This is a genomic window from Veillonella nakazawae (assembly GCF_013393365.1).
GTDB classification, from domain to species: Bacteria; Bacillota; Negativicutes; order Veillonellales; family Veillonellaceae; genus Veillonella; species Veillonella nakazawae.
This window is the reverse complement of sequence record NZ_AP022321.1, coordinates 977,051-996,471: the sequence shown is the minus strand read 5'-3', so window position 1 is coordinate 996,471 and position 19,421 is coordinate 977,051. Positions and strand designations below refer to the sequence as shown.

General features: G+C 38.4%; 15 protein-coding genes. 2 read left to right on the top strand and 13 right to left on the bottom strand.

What is annotated here, in order from left to right:
- Positions 1 to 3: 3 nt before the first annotated feature.
- Together VEIT17_RS04405 and VEIT17_RS04400 are read right to left on the bottom strand one after the other, a co-directional pair.
- Positions 4 to 2,226 carry a ComEC/Rec2 family competence protein gene (locus VEIT17_RS04405; RefSeq protein ID WP_178886014.1) on the bottom strand — a complete coding sequence of 741 codons (2,223 nt, stop codon included), beginning with the start codon at positions 2,224 to 2,226 and terminating at the stop codon, positions 4 to 6.
- Complete coding sequence (locus VEIT17_RS04400; RefSeq protein ID WP_178884933.1) at positions 2,183 to 2,752, bottom strand: ComEA family DNA-binding protein; 570 nt, start codon at positions 2,750 to 2,752, stop codon at positions 2,183 to 2,185. The genes VEIT17_RS04405 and VEIT17_RS04400 overlap by 44 nt, the downstream gene beginning before the upstream one ends.
- Positions 2,753 to 2,863: 111 nt before the next feature.
- Between VEIT17_RS04400 and VEIT17_RS04395 the strand changes: the two genes are divergently transcribed.
- Entirely contained in the window at positions 2,864 to 4,093 is a 1,230-nt protein-coding gene (locus VEIT17_RS04395) for an aminopeptidase (RefSeq protein WP_178884931.1), read from the top strand.
- Positions 4,094 to 4,192: 99 nt separating this feature from the next.
- On the opposite strand, the gene VEIT17_RS04390 is transcribed toward VEIT17_RS04395, so the two are convergent.
- The 3 genes from VEIT17_RS04390 to VEIT17_RS04380 form a co-directional block, all read right to left on the bottom strand.
- The gene (locus tag VEIT17_RS04390; protein WP_119208988.1) at positions 4,193 to 4,672 is read right to left on the bottom strand and encodes a deoxycytidylate deaminase; all 480 of its coding nucleotides are present in this window, start codon (positions 4,670 to 4,672) and stop codon (positions 4,193 to 4,195) included.
- A gap of 76 nt (positions 4,673 to 4,748) precedes the next feature.
- Positions 4,749 to 7,217, bottom strand: coding sequence for a leucine--tRNA ligase (gene leuS / locus VEIT17_RS04385; protein WP_178884929.1), 2,469 nt, complete (start codon positions 7,215 to 7,217; stop codon positions 4,749 to 4,751).
- A 90-nt stretch (positions 7,218 to 7,307) separates the two neighbouring features.
- The gene (locus VEIT17_RS04380; protein ID WP_178886013.1) at positions 7,308 to 8,990 is read right to left on the bottom strand and encodes a glycosyl hydrolase family 18 protein; all 1,683 of its coding nucleotides are present in this window, start codon (positions 8,988 to 8,990) and stop codon (positions 7,308 to 7,310) included.
- 152 nt (positions 8,991 to 9,142) lie between these two features.
- On the opposite strand from VEIT17_RS04380, the gene lgt reads away from it, so the two are divergent.
- Positions 9,143 to 9,967 (top strand): prolipoprotein diacylglyceryl transferase, encoded by an 825-nt coding sequence (gene lgt, locus VEIT17_RS04375; RefSeq protein WP_178884927.1) that lies wholly within the window; start codon positions 9,143 to 9,145, stop codon positions 9,965 to 9,967.
- 114 nt (positions 9,968 to 10,081) lie between these two features.
- Here the strand turns inward: lgt and trmFO are convergent, their stop codons facing one another.
- From trmFO to rplS, 8 genes are all read right to left on the bottom strand, one after another.
- Positions 10,082 to 11,398 (bottom strand): methylenetetrahydrofolate--tRNA-(uracil(54)-C(5))-methyltransferase (FADH(2)-oxidizing) TrmFO, encoded by a 1,317-nt coding sequence (trmFO, locus tag VEIT17_RS04370; RefSeq protein WP_178884925.1) that lies wholly within the window; start codon positions 11,396 to 11,398, stop codon positions 10,082 to 10,084.
- Entirely contained in the window at positions 11,391 to 13,790 is a 2,400-nt protein-coding gene (topA, locus tag VEIT17_RS04365) for a type I DNA topoisomerase (protein WP_178884923.1), read from the bottom strand. The genes trmFO and topA overlap by 8 nt, the downstream gene beginning before the upstream one ends.
- A complete protein-coding gene (gene dprA, locus VEIT17_RS04360; protein WP_178884921.1) occupies positions 13,780 to 15,006 on the bottom strand; it encodes a DNA-processing protein DprA in 1,227 nt (408 codons plus the stop codon). Before dprA ends, topA begins: the two co-directional genes overlap by 11 nt.
- 8 nt (positions 15,007 to 15,014) lie before the next feature.
- Entirely contained in the window at positions 15,015 to 16,595 is a 1,581-nt protein-coding gene (locus tag VEIT17_RS04355; protein WP_178884919.1) for a YifB family Mg chelatase-like AAA ATPase, read from the bottom strand.
- Positions 16,596 to 16,606: 11 nt separating this feature from the next.
- Positions 16,607 to 17,005: a YraN family protein gene (locus VEIT17_RS04350; protein ID WP_060924313.1), complete on the bottom strand. Its 399-nt coding sequence runs from the start codon at positions 17,003 to 17,005 to the stop codon at positions 16,607 to 16,609.
- A 278-nt stretch (positions 17,006 to 17,283) separates the two neighbouring features.
- A complete protein-coding gene (locus VEIT17_RS04345; RefSeq protein ID WP_178884917.1) occupies positions 17,284 to 18,081 on the bottom strand; it encodes a ribonuclease HII in 798 nt (265 codons plus the stop codon).
- Entirely contained in the window at positions 18,074 to 18,979 is a 906-nt protein-coding gene (ylqF, locus tag VEIT17_RS04340; protein WP_009372039.1) for a ribosome biogenesis GTPase YlqF, read from the bottom strand. Before ylqF ends, VEIT17_RS04345 begins: the two co-directional genes overlap by 8 nt.
- A gap of 68 nt (positions 18,980 to 19,047) precedes the next feature.
- Positions 19,048 to 19,389 (bottom strand): 50S ribosomal protein L19, encoded by a 342-nt coding sequence (rplS, locus tag VEIT17_RS04335; RefSeq protein ID WP_005377523.1) that lies wholly within the window; start codon positions 19,387 to 19,389, stop codon positions 19,048 to 19,050.
- Positions 19,390 to 19,421 lie beyond the last annotated feature (32 nt).

Below are 19,421 nucleotides of genomic sequence, written 5' to 3'. Positions count from 1 at the left end.
CTTTCACAGATACATATCCTCAATAAAACTGTACCCCATAATATACATATATTCTGATGATGGGTCCACATCGCGTAAAGCCCCATGTGGACTGCCAAATAGAACTATATTATGCGGCAGTAATCTGCCAATTTCATTCATTGAACTAGATCGACTCGTAATAAATAATGTATTAATCTTATCATTTAATTTTAGATTTTTTTCTCCTCTTTGTCCATTATATACATCGATTTCTTTCATACTATTTTTATATATTGTTTTTGCAGATCCGTTACTATGAAAATAGTCTACCTTTACAACTTTTGGATTCACACCATATGCCCTTATAGCTTGATTGACAAGCCTTTCGTTAGGCGTCGTTTTAATATGGTCTGGCGCATCAATTAATAGATGAGCCCCTTCATGATTAGGTTCTATACAAAGCAATACATTGCATTGCTTCATTGGAATATAATGAACTAATGTTTCCTTATGGTGCTGCGTAACATAATAGGAAGCGCCAAAGGTTAAAATCATTAAAGATAATGATATTACTATATGTACAGTATATCTTTTTCTATGCGTCAAAAAGTACGTAAATAAACCTAATAGCACATAATATATATAAGCACAATAAGGATGCATCATACCAAGCCATAGTAGACTGCCACTACGACCTAACACATGATTTAAATATAAAGATATACGCAATAGTACATCTAATAAAGACCACATTAACGATATAGAAAATACGTAACTGACTAAAGTACTTACAAATATTAAAACTATAGATATATCTAATAGGGGCGCTACTATACAAGCTGCTAATAAACTAGCAATGCTAATATAGTGAAAGTAATAGAGCTGTAACGGTAAAATTAATAATTGGGCCGACACACATAATACGAGCGGCATTTTTAACCATCTAGGCAGCCATTGTATCCGTTCGTATAATACCTTTCCCCATATGAGCAATCCATAAGTCGCCCCAAAGGATAGCTGAAAGCTCACATCAAACAAAGAGAATGGATCATATATGAGGCATAGAATAGCACATATACATAGCGCTTGTTTGGCCTGATATAGTCGTCCCTTTATATAGGCGATACACATGAGTATGCTCATCATCGTAGCACGTAGAACAGGTGCATCGCCGCCTACGATACCACAATATATACAAGCAACTATAATACCAAGAATTAAACATGTACGTTTTCTTAATTTAATGAGTCGTCCAAGTCCGTATACAAGTGCTAACAGTAAAGCAATATGTGATCCTGATATGGATAAAATATGGATAAGGCCTGTATAAGAGAAAGCCTTCATTTGGTCTTCTCCAAGTTCACTATAATGACCACCTAAAGCTAACGCTTGAGCTAATACTTTTTGCGGTCCCTCTAGATTGTGACCAATATTTTTATCTATAGATTCGTGTAATACACCAGCAATTAATAGGCCTTTCCTAAATAATTTGTCAAAAAATGTATCTTTATAGTAAAACCTTTGTAAATCTTTGTTGCTAGCAGTGCGATATACACCATCATAGATACGACCTCTAGTATTCGAGCTCATATATCTGCCTCTTAGATTAATACGACCTTCCTCTTCAATGAGAAATAAGGGTTTTGGTGTACCTTCAATAATTGCATATTCTCCTAGTCGTATTGGATAGTTCGTAGCAGATTCCTTTGAGTAAACTTGTAAACGCCCTTGTGCTTTAATATAGTCATTTTTTGCAGTATTTTTATAGGGATGTAGGCCATGAATTGCAATACTATATTTGTAATACTCCTGTCCATTCAAATTTACTTTTTCAGGAGCAGCAAGAACTGTACAAAGGTATTCCCCTTCTTGCTGTAAATAATATGATGTATAACTATTGAAATGTATAATCCGTAAATCTGTTTGATAATACGATAGTCCTACAAAAAGAGACACTAAAACTATTAACTTACCAAGTGAACACCACCAATCAGACGATTGTAAAGCTTTAAAAACACTGACACCTATAATGGCTATGCCTATAGCAAAGATGTAGTGCATCTGATTAAGTACTGGATAATACTGACCATAGCCTAATATTGTACCCATAATTATAGAACCCAATATAATATGTGCCCATTGGCTATGGGTTAAAACATTACTGTTCCCATTAACATCATTTACATCATTGAAGAGTCCATCATTTTTGCTATCTCGATGACTAAATTGTAATTTTGTCTTTAATCTTCTTAAATACGCCGTCACCAATTCCCTTCACCCCCTTGATGCCTTCAACAGATGTAAAGGGACCCTTTTGTGAACGATACTCTTCAATTCTCTTTGCCATAGCAGGACCAATGCCGGGTAACGCATCTAGTTCTTTAGCAGTGGCGGTATTAATATTTATTTTATTACCACGCAATAACGCTTCAGGATTTCCGTGAAAGTTAAATACTACGTGGATATGATCTCCTCCAGTCACAGATTTAGCCATATTAATAGACTCTACATCTGCATACGGTAACAGCCCTCCTGCTAGCTTGATAACATCTCCTACTGTTGCTGAGCTTTCAAGCTCATATAGACCAGGTGAAACTACGGCACCTGTAATATAAGCAATCGGTTTATTAGATATTTCTACTACATTTGATATAGAAGAATTTCCATCTACTCCTCCTTCAACAAGGACAGAATCGCTTTCATCTGTTATAATAGGCCATAGGAAATAAATTCCTACTAAAATACATAGGATTAATATAATTATCATATACGGCTTCAATTTATATTTCATAGTGCACCTCCTACTGAAGGATTTCCCTATGAAAAATAAAACTCCTACCCATGACTCTATTAGTCACACTAGCAGGAGTTTAACAATTGATGTCGAATAAAAGGAGAATTTATGAATCAAGATACATTAAAAAAATATGCCCATACATTACTAAAGTACGGCGTAAATTTACAAGAAGACCAAACATTAGTTATTTCTGTTGATGTAGAAAATAAAGATTTTGCAGTAATCGTTACTGAAGAAGCCTATGAACTAGGTGCAAAAGAGGTAGTTCTTAACTGGAGATGTTCCCCTATCGCTCGTCAACGCTTATTACATGCTAACGAGTCTGTTTTAGAAAAACCGGCTAACTGGATTCCTGAATTTTACAAACAGTATATCGATGATAAGGCAGCCTTCTTATCTTTAATTAGTGCTAATCCAAAAGCTTTAGAAGGTATCCCAACAGATCGAATTTCCTTACAATCTCGTAATTTGAATAAAGCGTTATCCTTCTACCATACAGCTATCATGAACTCTTCTATTACATGGTGTGTTGCCTCTGTACCTACAGTTCTATGGGCAGATCTATTAGGCTATGAAGGTACGGACGAAGAAAAAATCGACCAATTGTGGGCAACATTATTAAAACTTTGTCGCATTGAAGGTATCGAAGCAAAAGATACATATCGTCATCATATGGCAAAATTGCGTCACCGTTGTGAAGCATTGAATAAATTAGACTTAAAGGCATTGCGTTATACTTGTGAAAATGGTACTAACCTCCTATTGGAATTACCAGAAGGCCATATCTGGCTAGGTGGTGAAGAATCCTCTAAAGATGGTACTATTTTCAACGCTAATATACCTACAGAAGAAGTTTTCTCTGCTCCACAATACAATGGCGTTAATGGTATTGTGTACAGTACAAAACCTTTAATTTACCATGGCAACACTATTTCTGATTTCTCCTTTACATTCAAAGAAGGTAAAATCGTTGAGTATACAGCCAAAGAAGGTTATGAAGTTCTAAAAGAATTAGTAGAAACTGATGAAGGCTCCCACTACCTTGGCGAAGTAGCATTAGTGGATCACTTCAGCCCAATTAGCCAGTCTAACCAAATCTTCTACGAAACATTGTTTGATGAAAATGCGTCCTGTCATTTAGCAATTGGTGCATCCTATCCTACATGCCTTAAAAACAGCGATGGTTTATCTGAAGAAGAATTAAAGGAACGCGGCCTTAACCACTCCTTAACACATGTGGACTTTATGATTGGTCATGAACACATGAATATTAAGGGATATACACGTGATGGTCAAGCTGTTGATATTATGATTGACGGTCGTTTACAAGTATAATTTAGGTATATAATCTGATATAGTAAAAATATAGAAAAAGCTCTTATCCATTATTAATAGATAAGAGCTTTTCTTGTAATAATATGCTTTTATTGATTATCATACGGTAATATGTACGGTACGTCCCGTAGGTTTATATTCAATAATTTCTACACCTGCTGTTTTTAGCATCCGTTTAGATGCCTTAACCTCTTTTGTATCTTTGTAAAGATCATCTCGGTAGATAACAGCCTTAATACCACTTTGAATGATGGCTTTTGCACATTCATTACAAGGGAATAATGTGACATAAATCTTAGAGCCTTCTAAGGAACCTCCCCGATAATTTAGGATGGCATTGAGTTCGCTATGTACAGTATAGAAATATTTATTATCATCTGCTGTATCGCGTTCCCATGTGAAATCATCATCACTACAGTTTAAAGGCATACCATTGTAACCAATGGATAAAATTTTATTGTCATTGCTAACGATACATGCACCAACTTGTGTATTTGGGTCTTTAGAACGTTGTGCTGCCAAAATGGCAACGCCCATGAAGTATTCATCCCAGGAAATATAATCGCTACGTTTTGCCATAATTACCTCACTATAAAATAAGCCCCCTTCTACCTATGTAGTTGGGGGCTTACTGTATTAAACGAATAGAATATCGTTATTTAACAACGATATTTACAAGTTTACCAGGAACATAAATAACTTTTACAATATTTTTACCTTCTGTAAACTCTTGAACACGGCTAGATTCTTTAGCCATTGTTTCTAATTCTTCTTTTGTAATATTTACGGAAACAGTAAGTTTATCACGAACTTTACCATTTACTTGTAATACTACTTCTACTTCATCTACAACAAGAGCCGCCTCTTCGTATACAGGCCATTTTTCAGTATGAATAGATGTAGTTTCACCCAATTCATGCCACAACTCTTCTGTCATATGAGGAACGAATGGTGCTAAAAGAAGTAATAAGGAATGAGTCAATTCATTAGCCAAAGCGCTATTAATTGTTTCAGCTTTGTCCTTATGAGCGTACATAGCATTTACAAGTTCCATGATGGCAGAAATAGCAGTATTGAAGTTGAAGTTGTTATCGAGGTCTTCTGTTACCTTCTTGATAACACGGTGCAATTCACGACGCAATGCAAATTCGTCTTTTGTAAGTTCACCAGTTACATTTTTCTTAGCTTCTTCGTTATATGCATCAACAATACGCCATACACGACCTAAGAAACGGTAAGAACCTTCAACGCCTTGGTCAGACCAATCAAGGTCACGATCTACAGGTGCTGCAAATAGAATAAACAAACGTGCAGTATCTGCACCATAGGTATTGATAATTTCTTCAGGAGAAACTACATTACCTTTGGATTTAGACATTTTACTGCCTTCTTTAAGAACCATACCTTGTGTCAACAAACCACGGAATGGTTCGTTAGCTTCGATAAGGCCTAAATCATGAATAACTTTCACAAAGAATCGAGAGTATAACAAGTGCAAGATTGCATGTTCAATACCACCGATATATTGGTCAACGTTCATCCAGTAATTAGCAATTTTTTTATCGAATGGAGCTTGGTCATTTTTAGCATCTGTATAGCGCAAGAAGTACCAAGAGGAATCGATAAATGTGTCCATTGTATCTGTCTCACGACGTGCAGGACCACCACATTTAGGACATGTAGTATTTAAGAAGCTTTCAGATGTAGCCAATGGAGATACGGCACCAGATTCAAATTTAACATCCTCTGGCAAGCGTACTGGCAACTCTTCTTCAGGAACGAGTTGTTCACCGCATTTTTCACAATATACTACAGGAATTGGCACGCCCCAATAACGTTGACGAGAAATCAACCAGTCACGAAGGCGGAAGTTTACTTTACCTTCACCAATACCGCGTTCATTAAGGGCAGCTGTAATATTTTTACGAGCCTCTTCAGATGTTTGACCGTTATAATCGCCAGAGTTAACTAGAGTGCCGTCTTCATGGTACCATTCTTGCCATTTTTCAAGGCTATATTCTTCGCCTTCCCGAGCTACAACTTGTTTAATTGGCAAATCATATTTATGAGCAAATTCCCAGTCACGTTCATCATGTGCAGGGGAACCCATTACAGCGCCAGTACCATAGTCTACTAATACATAGTTAGCAATCCAAACTGGAACTTGTTCGCCAGACATAGGGTTTACTGCATAGGAACCAGTGAACATACCTTCTTTTGGTGCATCTGTAGATGTACGATCGATATCGCTCATATTGCGCATACGCGTAATGAAAGCTTCTAATTCAGCTTTATTAGGAGCATTTTCAATAAGGCGTTCTACATATGGATGTTCAGGAGCCAATACTACATAGCTTACGCCATAAATAGTATCAACTCGTGTAGTATACACAGATACGCGTTCATTAATGGATGGAACTTCGAAGGAGAACTCTGTACCTTCAGAGCGGCCAATCCAGTTCTTTTGCATCAATTTAACACGTTGTGGCCAGTGATCAAGAGTGTCTAAATCAGTTAACAAACGATCAGCATATTCTGTAATACGCAAGAACCATTGAGACAAATCTTTTTTCTCAACTGGGTTATCACAGCGCCAGCAAGCACCGTCGATAACTTGTTCGTTCGCCAATACAGTATGGCACGTTTCACACCAGTTTACTTTAGCTTCTTTTTTGTATGCTAAGCCTTTTTTATAAAATTGTTGGAAGAACCATTGAGTCCATTTGTAATAATCTTCTTTACATGTTGCAACTTCACGGTCCCAATCATAGGACAAGCCAAGTGCTTTTTGTTGCAATTTCATGTTCTCGATGTTGTCTAGTGTCCATGTTTTAGGTGCAATACCATGTTTGATAGCTGCGTTTTCTGCAGGCATACCAAAGGAGTCCCAGCCCATTGGATGCAGCACGTTGAAGCCCTTCATTTTTTTGAAACGAGCTACTACGTCACCGATGGAATAGTTACGCACGTGACCCATGTGTAAATTGCCAGATGGGTACGGGAACATTTCTAATACATAGTATTTTTCTTTAGATTCATCATATTCTGTTTTAAATGTATGGTTATCTTCCCAATACTGTTGCCACTTTTTCTCAATATCTTGGGCTACATATTTTTCATTCATGTAGGGGCCTCCTCATATAGTCAACCTCATTAGTTGCCGTTTTATAATCAATATTTTTATTTTACTACTTACTATGAAAGCAGTCAAACTCTAGCGTTTTACTACTTGTACAGATTTTGTTAATTCGTTTTTAGTAGTTGTATTTTGAACAGAACCATGACTCTTATAAGAAGCAATTTTATCCTTTGCCTCTTGTGCATCACGTTCCTTTTGCGCTTTAGCCTCTTCTTCTAAACGTTTTTTCTCCGCTTTAGCTTGCTGCGCTTCTTCCTTAGCTTTACGTTTAGCTAATTCTTTTTCCTCTTTAGCCTTGCGTTTAGCTTCTGCCTTTGCGGCTTTTGCCTTTTCTTTTTCCTCTAAGCGCAATTTATATTGTTCAAGTTTAGTTAATGGTTTTGTTTCTTCTACTACAGGTTCAGGAACAACCGCTGTAGGAGATTTAGGGATGCCACGACCTAAGTCTTTACCTTGAATCATAGCGATAGTACTTTCATCTTCAAAGCCTTTACGCCATGCAGCAAAACCACCAAGCTGTAATTCTTTTACGAGATCTAGTTTCAAACCTAAAGACGTATTATCTTCAAACCAGATACGGTCAGAACCAGAGCCAGTTGGGATAGATAAATAAAATAGTTTTAATCGATCATCCCAAGTCATTTTATCTTTATAATTTGCAAAATAGCTACCCGTGTTTTTCATAGCCAAAGTTTCGCCTTTTGCATAGCCATTAGTATCATGCCATAAGCGCATATAGAATGGTACACCAAGTACCAATTTTTGAGATGGTACTTCAGAAAGCATTTTTTCTGTATGTTTGCGAACCCATGGATAACTTGCTACAGGACCTGCTGTTGTACTTTTAGCCCATGTTTCGTCATACGCCATAAGAACTACATAGTCTACAGAATTAGCAAAAGCACTGCGGTTATATACTAAGGACCATTCTGGGCTATCAGAATAACCAGTTACATCGATGGATGTTTTAATATTGTATTGATGTAAATGGTTAGATAAATACGCTACAAATGCTGTTAAACGATCACGATCGGCATAATCAATATTTTCAAAGTCAAAGTTATAGCCATCAAAGCCGTAAATATAAGCATATTGCACGAGGTTATGTGCATATTTTTTCCATACAGATTGATCTGCTAAGATACCACTAGTAAAGCCAGGATCAAAACGATTCGTAATCAAAGGCCATACGTGGTAACCTTTGCTCTTATAATCGTTAACATAATCAATACTTACATTAGGACTTGCTTCAAGGCCAAGACTATGTAATTTGAACCAGCTTGGAGAAATGATATTATCACCACTGGAATTCAGTTTTGCTTGATATGGAGTCCCCTGTGTTGGCCATGGATCAAAGGCCCAAGATAATGGTGTCTGCATTGTATAAGGAGCTTTTACTGTAGAGGCTTGCGGTGCAGGACCTAATGTTAATTGACCATTGACCTTTGTATAGCTCACACCAAGCATAGCTGGATCAGACTCAATATCGACATAGGTCATGCCATTTTTGCTAGTTGTGGGCAATTTTACAGGTTCCCCAACAGCAGCAGGATTTAAAACAATAGCATTTCCTTGTAACTCTGTTTGAGGTACATACACCGTATAGGATGTTTTATATTGATTTGCCTCGTAATGACGTGTTGTATTTGCTAAGAATTGGTCAACGGGAACCAACACCTCAGCTTGTACTGCAGTCGTAGATAATGCGGACATTACTAAAGCTGTTAAGGATTTTAAAATAGTAGATTTACGAATCATGAACTCTCCTAACTCTAGCCCCATAAGGGGATACAATTTCAATCTCTATATTATACCATATTATATAGAATTCATCTCAGTTGTTGCATGAAGGGTACATGTAATTTATAATTTACCTTATACAATACAAGTTATTACAAAAGGAGTTTTATATGCATCAATATCTATTTTTTATAGGTGACTTTCCTATCAGGGCTTATGGTGCCATGTTAGCCTTAGCTATCATCTGTGGTGCCTCAGTTGCCTATGTTTTATTAAAAAAAGATGGTCGTGGTTGGCATGAACATATCATCGACTTTTCCATTACTGTTGCCGTAGCGGGTCTCATTGGTGCCAGATTATGGGATGTGTTCTTCTTTGATTGGCAGTACTATGGCAATCATTTACTAGAAATCCCCTTTGTATGGCAAGGTGGCATGGCCATTCAAGGCGGTGTCGTTCTTGGCACCATTGCAGGCTATTGGTACTTACGTAAAAATAATATCGATTTCTGGGCTTTTGCCGATTTATTTGCACCAGCATTGATTTTGGCACAATCTGTAGGCCGTATGGCAAATCTCTTAAATGGCGATGCCTTTGGTCATCCTACGGGCGGTAATTTTGGCATTCTCTACCCTGAAAGCACGTTAGCACATCGCACCTACGGCAATCAACCATTATGGCCAGCCGAAATCTGGGAAGGTCAAATCGACATTCTTATCTTTGTAGCCCTCCTATTATTTAGCTCCTTTAAACATGCTAAAGGTCAAGTATTCGTGCTTTATGCGATTCTCTATTCTACGGCTAGATTCTTCCTTGAATTTTTGCGCGGTGACTATGTAAACTTAACATTAGGCTTAAAATCTGCTCAAATGACTAGCTTGATTGTCATCATCATTGGTATCTGTGTATTTATCTATCTAGGCTATCTAGAAAAGAAAAATCAAAAATTAATTGTTGCTACAGAGCCTACAGTTAAAACTAAAAAACGTAAATAAAACAGTAAATAATAAAAAATCCTTCATTCCTAGGTATGTGAATGAAGGATTTTTTATGTAAGTCATAATTTACGATTGACCTAACAAGCTAAATCAATACGTAAATAACTTATCTTATAAATTTTCTTTACCTTTTAATGCATCCAGTTCTTCTAATGCTCTATTAGCAATGAGTGCATTTTTCTCTTTTTTCTTACGTACTTTTTGAGGCCATGGATCCATGATGCCAAAGTTGACATTCATCGGTTGGAAGTTAGACCCTTCGTAGTTAGAAATATAGTGGCTAAGGGAGCCGATTGCCGTAGTTTTAGGGAAATCAATAAATGAGCGTTCCTCTAAATAACGTTCTACTTGAAGACCTACCATAAGACCACTAGCAGCAGATTCTAAATACCCTTCTACGCCTGTCATTTGACCAGCGAAGAATAGACGTGGTTCTTTTTGAAGTTGGAATGCATGGTTTAACAACTCAGGAGAGTTAATATATGTATTGCGATGCATAACGCCATAACGAACGAATTCAGCACTTTCTAGACCTGGAATCATACCAAATACACGCTTTTGTTCGCCCCATTTTAAATGAGTTTGGAAGCCTACCAAGTTAAACATGGTGCCTTCTTTATTCTCTTTACGCAATTGTACTACTGCATAAGATTCCTCATTAGTCCGTTTATCTACTAAACCAACTGGTTTAAGTGGGCCATAACGCAATGTGTCTTCCCCACGGCTGGCCATGATTTCTACAGGCATGCAACCTTCAAAATAGATTTCCTTTTCAAAATCCTTTGGTTGCACAGCTTCAGCTGTAGTGAGTTCATGCCAGAATTCTTTATATTCCTCTTCTGTCATAGGACAGTTAAGGTAATCTGCATCGCCCTTGTCGTAGCGAGATGCGGCAAATACTTTGTCGTAATTTAAAGATTCTGCCGTAACAATAGGAGCTGCTGCATCGTAGAAATAAAAGCCTGTTTCACCTGTTAAGGCTTTAATCTTATCTCCTAATGCTTCAGACGTAAGTGGACCAGAAGCGAAGATAACAGTGCCTTCAGCAGGTATGTCAGTTACCTCTTCATTGTAAACTGTAATATTAGGATGTCCCTTTACCTTCTTCGTCACCATTTCACTAAACAAATGACGATCAACGGCCAAGGCACCACCGGCAGGTACAGCAGTCGCATCAGCACATTCCATAATCAGGGAACCTAAACGACGCATTTCTTCTTTTAAAAGACCTACCGCATTTTCAATATTGCCAGCTCGCAAGGAGTTACTACATACGAGCTCTGCAAATTGATCTGTTTGATGCGCAGGAGAACTCTTCACGGGGCGCATTTCATATAAGTCTACATGAATGCCACGATTAGCGAGTTGCCAAGCCGCCTCAGAACCTGCTAGGCCCGCACCAATAACAATAACATTTTTATTATTCAACTGTTGTTTCCTCTTTTTTAGCTTTGCTAGACTTTTTAGATTCTTTAGATTTTTCAGATTCTTTAGATTCTTTTACAGTTTCTTCACTAGCTTCGCTTTTTTTCTTTCTTGTTTTCTTTGGTGGTCTAGTTGGACATGTTTCATTGGAACAGAACTTTTTAGTTGTACCATTTTTATATGTCTTTTCAACCATAATAGAACCACATGTTTCACAGAATTCATGGGTTGGTTTATCCCATAATGTAAAGTCACATTGTGGATATCGATTACAGCCGTAGAATAGACGACCACGACGAGACTTACGCTCTACGATTTCCCCATCCTTACATTTAGGGCAAGTTACACCTGTACCTACTGTAATAGGTTTAGTATTTTTACATTCTGGGAAGTTAGAACATGCAAGGAACTTACCATAGCGACCAAATTTATATACCATTGGGCTATGACAGAGTTCGCACGTTTCATCACTTTCCATAGATGCAATTTCGATGCGATCCACATCGCTCGCATCTTCTAGCTCTTTAGCGAATACTTCATAGAAATCAGACAATACCTTTAGATATGTATCTTTACCGGACGCAATAGCGTCAAGCTCTTCTTCAAGGTCTCGTGTAAAACCTGTATTGATGATTTTTTCAAAGTACGCTATCAAGAAGTCTACCACTACAAAGCCTAGCTCTGTTGGAATAAATTGTTTATTCGTATTCTCTACATAGTTACGACTAACGATAGTATCCAGAATTGGTGCATACGTACTAGGACGACCAATACCTAGTTCTTCTAGTGTTTTGATAAGACTCGCCTCAGAGTAACGTGGAGGTGGTTGCGTGAAATGTTGTTCAGGCAATACCTCTACTGTATGAGCAGCATCATTCTTTTTAAGAGCTGGCAATTGAGGAACATCCTCTTTTTTCGCATCTTCATAAACGGCACTAAAACCAGGGAAGATAACACGAGATCCTGTCGCTTTAAATGTGTAATCATCATGAACAGTCAATTCAATAGTTGTAGATTCATTTTGTTGTGGTGCCATTTGGCTCGCCATAAAACGATTCCAAATCAATGTATATAACTTAAGCTCATCACGACTCAAGAAGGGCTCTACCATTTTAGGTGTTAACTCTAAAGATGTAGGGCGAATCGCTTCGTGCGCATCTTGAGCAGAACCTTTTGCACCATACATATTAGGTTTAGAAGGATAATAATCTTCACCATAGTTACGAATAATATAGTCCTTAGCCATGACCTGCATCTCTTTAGAGATACGCGTAGAGTCTGTACGCATGTACGTAATCAAACCTACGTGGCCATAGGAACCGATTTCAAGACCTTCGTAAAGATGTTGTGCAATCATCATGGTACGCTTCGCACCAAAGTTCAATTTACGCACACCATCTTGTTGCAACGTAGACGTTGTAAAGGGAGGTGCCGCCTTACGAGAACGCTTGCGCTTTTCAATATTTGTCACTACTGCATCGGCTCCGCCAATAGCATCTACTACGGCTTGCGCTTCACTTTCAGTAGTAATATCGATTTTTTCACCTTTAATATGAGTCAATTCTGCTGTGAAAGCCTCTTTTTTAGGCGTTTCAAAATTGCCTTCAATGGTCCAATATTCTTGTGGCACGAAAGCTTGAATTTCTCGCTCTCTTTCACAGATAAGTCGAACTGCAACGGATTGCACACGACCTGCACTGAGGCCTTTACAAACCTTTTTCCATAATAAAGGACTCAATTTATAGCCTACGATACGGTCTAATACACGGCGTGCTTGTTGGGCATCAACCATGTTCATATCGATAGTCCGTGGAGATTCCAAGGCCTCTGCTACGGCATTTTTAGTAATCTCATTAAACGTAATACGACATGTAGATGTAGGATCTACATTTAATATGTACGCTAAATGCCAAGAGATAGCTTCTCCTTCGCGGTCAGGGTCAGTTGCGAGCAATACGGCACTGCTTTCATCGGCGTAGGAAACGAGTTCATCAATAACCTTTTTACGAGTTACCAAATTGCTATAACGGGGCGTAAAATCATGTTCGATATCGATGCCCATTTGAGACTTTGGCAAATCTCGTAAGTGGCCCATACTCGCCTTTACAACATAGTTAGGACCTAAGAATTTTTCAATTGTTTTAGATTTAGCAGGAGACTCTACGATAACCAACACTTTGCCATCAGGATTATAAACGCGTGGTTCCCGTTGCTCTGGTGGTACGGACGTTTGTAGTACAGATTTATCTCGTACAATTCCCATGGGAGTAAGGGCTTCTTTAGCAACCTTACGCTTTATCGTAGTACTCTCTTTCTTAGTACTTTTCTTTTTAGTATCTTTACTAGTACTAGCTACTTTTGGCTCGCCAATAACGATTGATCGTTTAATGGACAAGTATATCACTCCTAGTCATATTAATATAGCCTCTCGGCGGTTGATGTTCTATAGCCCCTTCCATTTCTAACTCTAGTAATAAGGGCTGCAGTTGTTGTAATGGAATAGAGGTCGCTTTCAAAATATCACTAACGGTGATACAACGATCATGAGGTATTTCACTCAATATTAAACTCTTATCCAAACTAAAGCTTAACATAGAGAGCCCTTGTGTATCAACACCTTGACCATGATTCACTATTTGATTACTATCTTTTACACCCATTGTATCTCTTTTATTTGGTGGTGAAAGTTTTTCTTTAGTACTAAACATATCTCGCAAGGTTAAATGATATTCCTTAACGATGTCCTCATAACTAGTTAATACAAAGGCTCCATTACGCATGAGGAATTTATTGCCATCTGCCGTATGGTCTAATAAATTACAAGGCACTACAAATACATCTCGACCTTCGCTAACAGCCATATCCGCCGTAATCAATGAACCACTACTTCCTTTTGCCTCTACTACGATTACACCTCTACTAAGGCCGCTAATGATACGATTTCGAGCAGGGAAATGTTTAGCAGATGGTGGCGTACCAGGTGGGTACTCAGATACAAGCAACCCATTGTTTTGTAGGATTCGGTCAAATAATTTTGTATTCTCTCGTGGATATACAATATCTAAGCCACAACCCATGACTACAATACCGTATCCCTGACTCGCCAATAATCCTTCATGACCATGTGTATCGATACCACGAGCCCCGCCACTGACGATAATAACGCTGTATTTGCCGAGCTCTTTACCAAGCATTCTCGCCACATTGCGTCCATACAATGAGCAGCGCCGTGCCCCTACAAGGGCAATCCGATTTAGCCGTTTATCTAAAAGAGCTCTATTACCTCGCATAAACAATATAGCCGGTGGATTATAAATATGGTTCAAAATAGATGGAAAATCTTTATCTAAAAAGGTAGTAACATCCATCTTATATTCGTCTATTTTATGAATTATATAATCTAACTTTTCATCCTTAGCCGATGATGCTATAGCACGTTTATCAGTGTTAGAAATATGTGTATAAGGCTTTAAATTTTCAACCTTCTTAACGGCATCCCAAGCATCATAGGGCGACCCAAAATCCTCTATGAAACGCCGTACATGTGTGGCTCCCACATTATATAAACTTTGCAAGCCAGCAATATAAATAGTATCATCGTATCTAGTCATCTTTACACCTATTTACCTGTTCTAAACAACATAGCCTCGGAAATGTGATGAGGCTCCACTTGTGGATTTCCCTCAAGGTCTGCTATAGTACGAGCCACCCTTAATATGCGATCAAAGGCACGCCCACTTAAATGAAAGTGATCAAATATATTGCCTAATACACTCCACGCCTTATCAGTAATATTACACAGTTCACCTATGGCCTTATGAGGTACGGCTCCATTAGAATTAAATTCTAAGTTTTCATAACGTTTCTGTTGTAAAGCAGTTGCCATAATAACTTGTTGCCTCATGCTTTCACTGGTCATAGTAGACGTCGAATTATCCAATAATTGTTCTAGTGTAGGTCTTTCAATGGGAATATGTAAATCAATGCGGTCCATAATAGGCCCTGACAACCGTCGCTGATAGTTTTTAACCATCGTTTCAGAACATATGCATTCCCTATGTGGATCATGATAATAACCACAGGGACAGGGATTTGCGGCCAATATACAAATAAAATTAGCGGGATACATATAATTACCTTGAGACCTATTGATAGTAATTGTGCGAGACTCTAAGGGCTGCCTTAGGGCATCAATAACTTGGCGCTGAAACTCTGGGGCTTCATCCATAAATAAAACACCACCGTGTGCAAGTGTGACTTCCCCAGGACGTCCCTGTATACCTCCACCCACCATACTCGCCAAAGTCGCCGTATGATGTGGATGCCTAAAAGGCCTAGTTTTGACGAGTCCCTTATCACCGAGTAAACCGATCACATCTTGGATGCGACTTACCTCAACCATCTCATTCCAAGTCATAGGAGGCAATATGGTCGGTAATCGTTCGGCCATCATCGTTTTACCACCACCAGGCGGACCTATCATAATACAATGATGATGTCCTGCAGCACTAATGAGCATGGCTCGTTTACCAAGCTCTTGACCTTGTACATCGCCAAAATCTACATCATACGTAGTATTATGGTTTTTATTATTCATCGTATCTGTTAATATCTCATCTTGATTTTTCCCTATTTTTACCTTTTTAGAAGTTGGAATAGATTTAGATTTAACCTGGTCTTCTAAGACGGTGATAATATTTTGTAATGAAGACTCGCCATATATAGTAAGATTTGGAATAGCTTTCAAATTATATCCATTTTCTACGCTTGTATATATAGTGTTGTAATCAGCTTCTAACCCTGCCAATGACATCGCCAAGGTGCCAAAGGTCGGTAGCAGTGAACCATCTAAGGCTAGCTCGCCCATAAATAGACATCTATTCAATAAAGCTGAAATTTTCGCTTTACGCCCCTTTATCTGCCCTGATGCAATGAGAACCCCTAAAGCAATCGCTAAATCGAGTCCTGCGCTACTTTTACGAATTGTAGCAGGTGCTAGATTGACTACGATACGCCTCATAGGGAAGTCATAGCCACTATTTTTGATAGCCGCCCTCACACGTTCCCGAGCTTCCTTTACGGACTGATTAGGCAGTCCTACGATATCAAATACAGGTAAACCTTGCGATATATCGACTTCAACCGTAATTATGCATCCGTCTATGCCATGTAAGGTGGCTCCATAAAGTTTTGCATACATAGGTAACCTCTCTAAAAGCACTGCGGCAAATAATGAATGGAACTTTGAAAGTCTTCATGCAAGTACACTTCGATTACATCAAAGGATAACTCTTTCCAACGCCGTCTTTTCTGATGCAAATCATACAAAAATAACATGGCTGCCCGTTTAATATGCTTTTGCTTCTTCTTAGTTACCGCCTCTCGAGCCAATCCATGCTGCATTCCTCGACGGGCTTTAATTTCAATAAAGTGATATACTAAATCACGTTTAGCAATAATATCGATTTCACCTAATCTAGTTCGATAATTTGTATCTACTACAGTAAGGCCTATTTTTTCAATATATTTAATGGCCACCCGTTCACCCCATTTTCCAAGTTCCTTGGAATCGAGTTCATTGAATGCTTTACCCGTACTAATCGTTTTCATATATACCTCCTATTTACGTGTAGTAACTACAATAACTTATAGAATAGTTATCACTCAATCTACATCTAAACTTTCAACAGGTAACACTTACTTGTAGCGTAGAGTATGGAGACTATAAAAGTAAATACAAAAGAGGTTCCTAATAGTCACATCGGTGACCAATAGGAACCTCTTTACGGTTATGAACTATATGCGATTTATAATGATACAACTAATACAATTAATACAAATATAGAAGTTAACTTAATAGTCGAATCATAAAATAAGTTTATTAATAATTACTCTGGCTTAACCCAACGAACAATAGATTTAATAGGTTCAAAGCTCTTGCGATGTAGTGGTGTTACACCTTGTTGTTCAACAGCTTCTTTATGTAACTCCGTATAATAGCCTTTATGAATACCAAATCCGTAACCAGGGTATTCATCATCAAGGCTCTTCATATATCGATCTCGTGTAACCTTTGCAATGATTGATGCAGCCGCAATATTAGCGCTTTTACTATCGCCCTTAATAATAGATTCAACAGGAATCGTCAGATCAGGCAATTTCATTGCATCAGCTACTACTGCTTCAGCTGGTACGCTGAGCGTGCGAATCGCCTCATACATCGCTTGTCGCGTTGCTTCATAGATATTGAGCTCATCAATCTTTTCTGGGCCGTAAGAAATACAGCTAACTGCTATAGCTTCGTCCATGATGATATCGTAGAGGGCTTCACGCTTTTCTTCAGTTAGCTTTTTAGAGTCATTTAAACCAGGAATTAATGTCATAGGCGGCAATATAACGGCAGCTACCGTTACAGGTCCTGCAATAGGGCCACGACCTACCTCGTCGACACCAGCTACATGATACATACCTTGATCGTAGAACATACCTTCATAGTCATACATGCTCATGAGGCGTTGTTGTTCTTTTAACTCTTTTTCTTGGCGCTTAATGTAAGAAGCAGCCAATTTTTGTACAGAACTACGAGTATCCTCTTGGGCTAAAGACAAAATATCTAAGGCTTGTTCAGTTTCAAAAAGAGCTTTTATATCTGCCACTTTTAATTTACTAAATGTATCCTTATCCATTTTGTGTATCCTCACCGTTTTCAGGATAGTATGGTTCTTCATCAACTTTATCGAGAGTAATTGTACCTAATTTAGTATTGCGGTAGTCTTGCAAGATAATGCGGCGAGCTTTATCAAAGTCTACTACACCACCACTTACGAGACAACCACGACGACGACCGATACTTTCAAGAATCGTATCTACATCCGTCATCTCTTCTTCTTTTAATTTATATCGCTCTACCAAAATATTTGGTGTATTCGTCAATAAATGATTTAATAGCTGTTTCATTACATGCTCTAAGTCGTACACATCATCAGAGACAGCACCCGTCATAGCAAGGCGAGCCGCTGCGCGTTGATCCTCTAATTTAGGCCATAATACGCCTGGTGTATCAAGTAGTTCAAGGTTTTTACCGATCTTAACCCATTGTTGACCACGTGTATGACCAGCTTTGTTAGCTGTACGCGTAGCTGCAGAGCCAGCTAAGGAGTTAATCAACGTAGATTTACCTACATTTGGAATACCTAAAATAATAGTACGTACAGAACGGCTACGAATACCTTTAGCTACCCAACGATCGATGATAGGCTTGCTTAAACGCTCTACCGTAGATATTAACTTCTTATTACCCTTGCCAGACTTAGAATCGATAGCCAATACTGTGATACCTTGTTTAGTAAAGAATTCGGTCCATTCCTTTGTGGCTTTAGGATCCGCTAAATCTACTTTATTTAACAGTACGATATGAGGTTTTTGACCAACGAGTTCAGTAATTACAGGGTTCGCACTAGAACGAGGAATACGCGCATCTAGTAACTCGATAACTACGTCTACCTTTTTGATATACTCCGTAATCATACGTGTGGCTTTCGCCATATGCCCAGGGAACCAATGTACGATAGGTGAATCTGCCATAGTATTTCCTTTCTACATCTAAATTTTAGCAAAAATAAAAGGCTGCCAACGGCAGCCTTTTATGAACATTAGCGTTTTTCGCGAATACGAGCAGCTTTACCAGTAAGGTTACGTAAGTAGTACAATTTAGCACGACGAACAACACCACGGCGCATAACTTCGATTTTAGCTAAGCGTGGGCTGTGAAGTGGGAATGTACGTTCTACACCTACACCGGATGCAATACGACGAACTGTGAAAGTTTCACGTACGCCACCGTTTTGACGTTTAATTACCAAACCTTCGAATACTTGGATACGTTCACGAGAACCTTCCACTACTTTTACGTGTACGCGAACTGTGTCACCAGCGCGGAAAGTAGGGATGTCTGTACGAAGTTGTTCTTGTTCAAGTACGTTAATAATGTTCATTGTTTCCTCCTGTTTGCAGACATTCAATACCT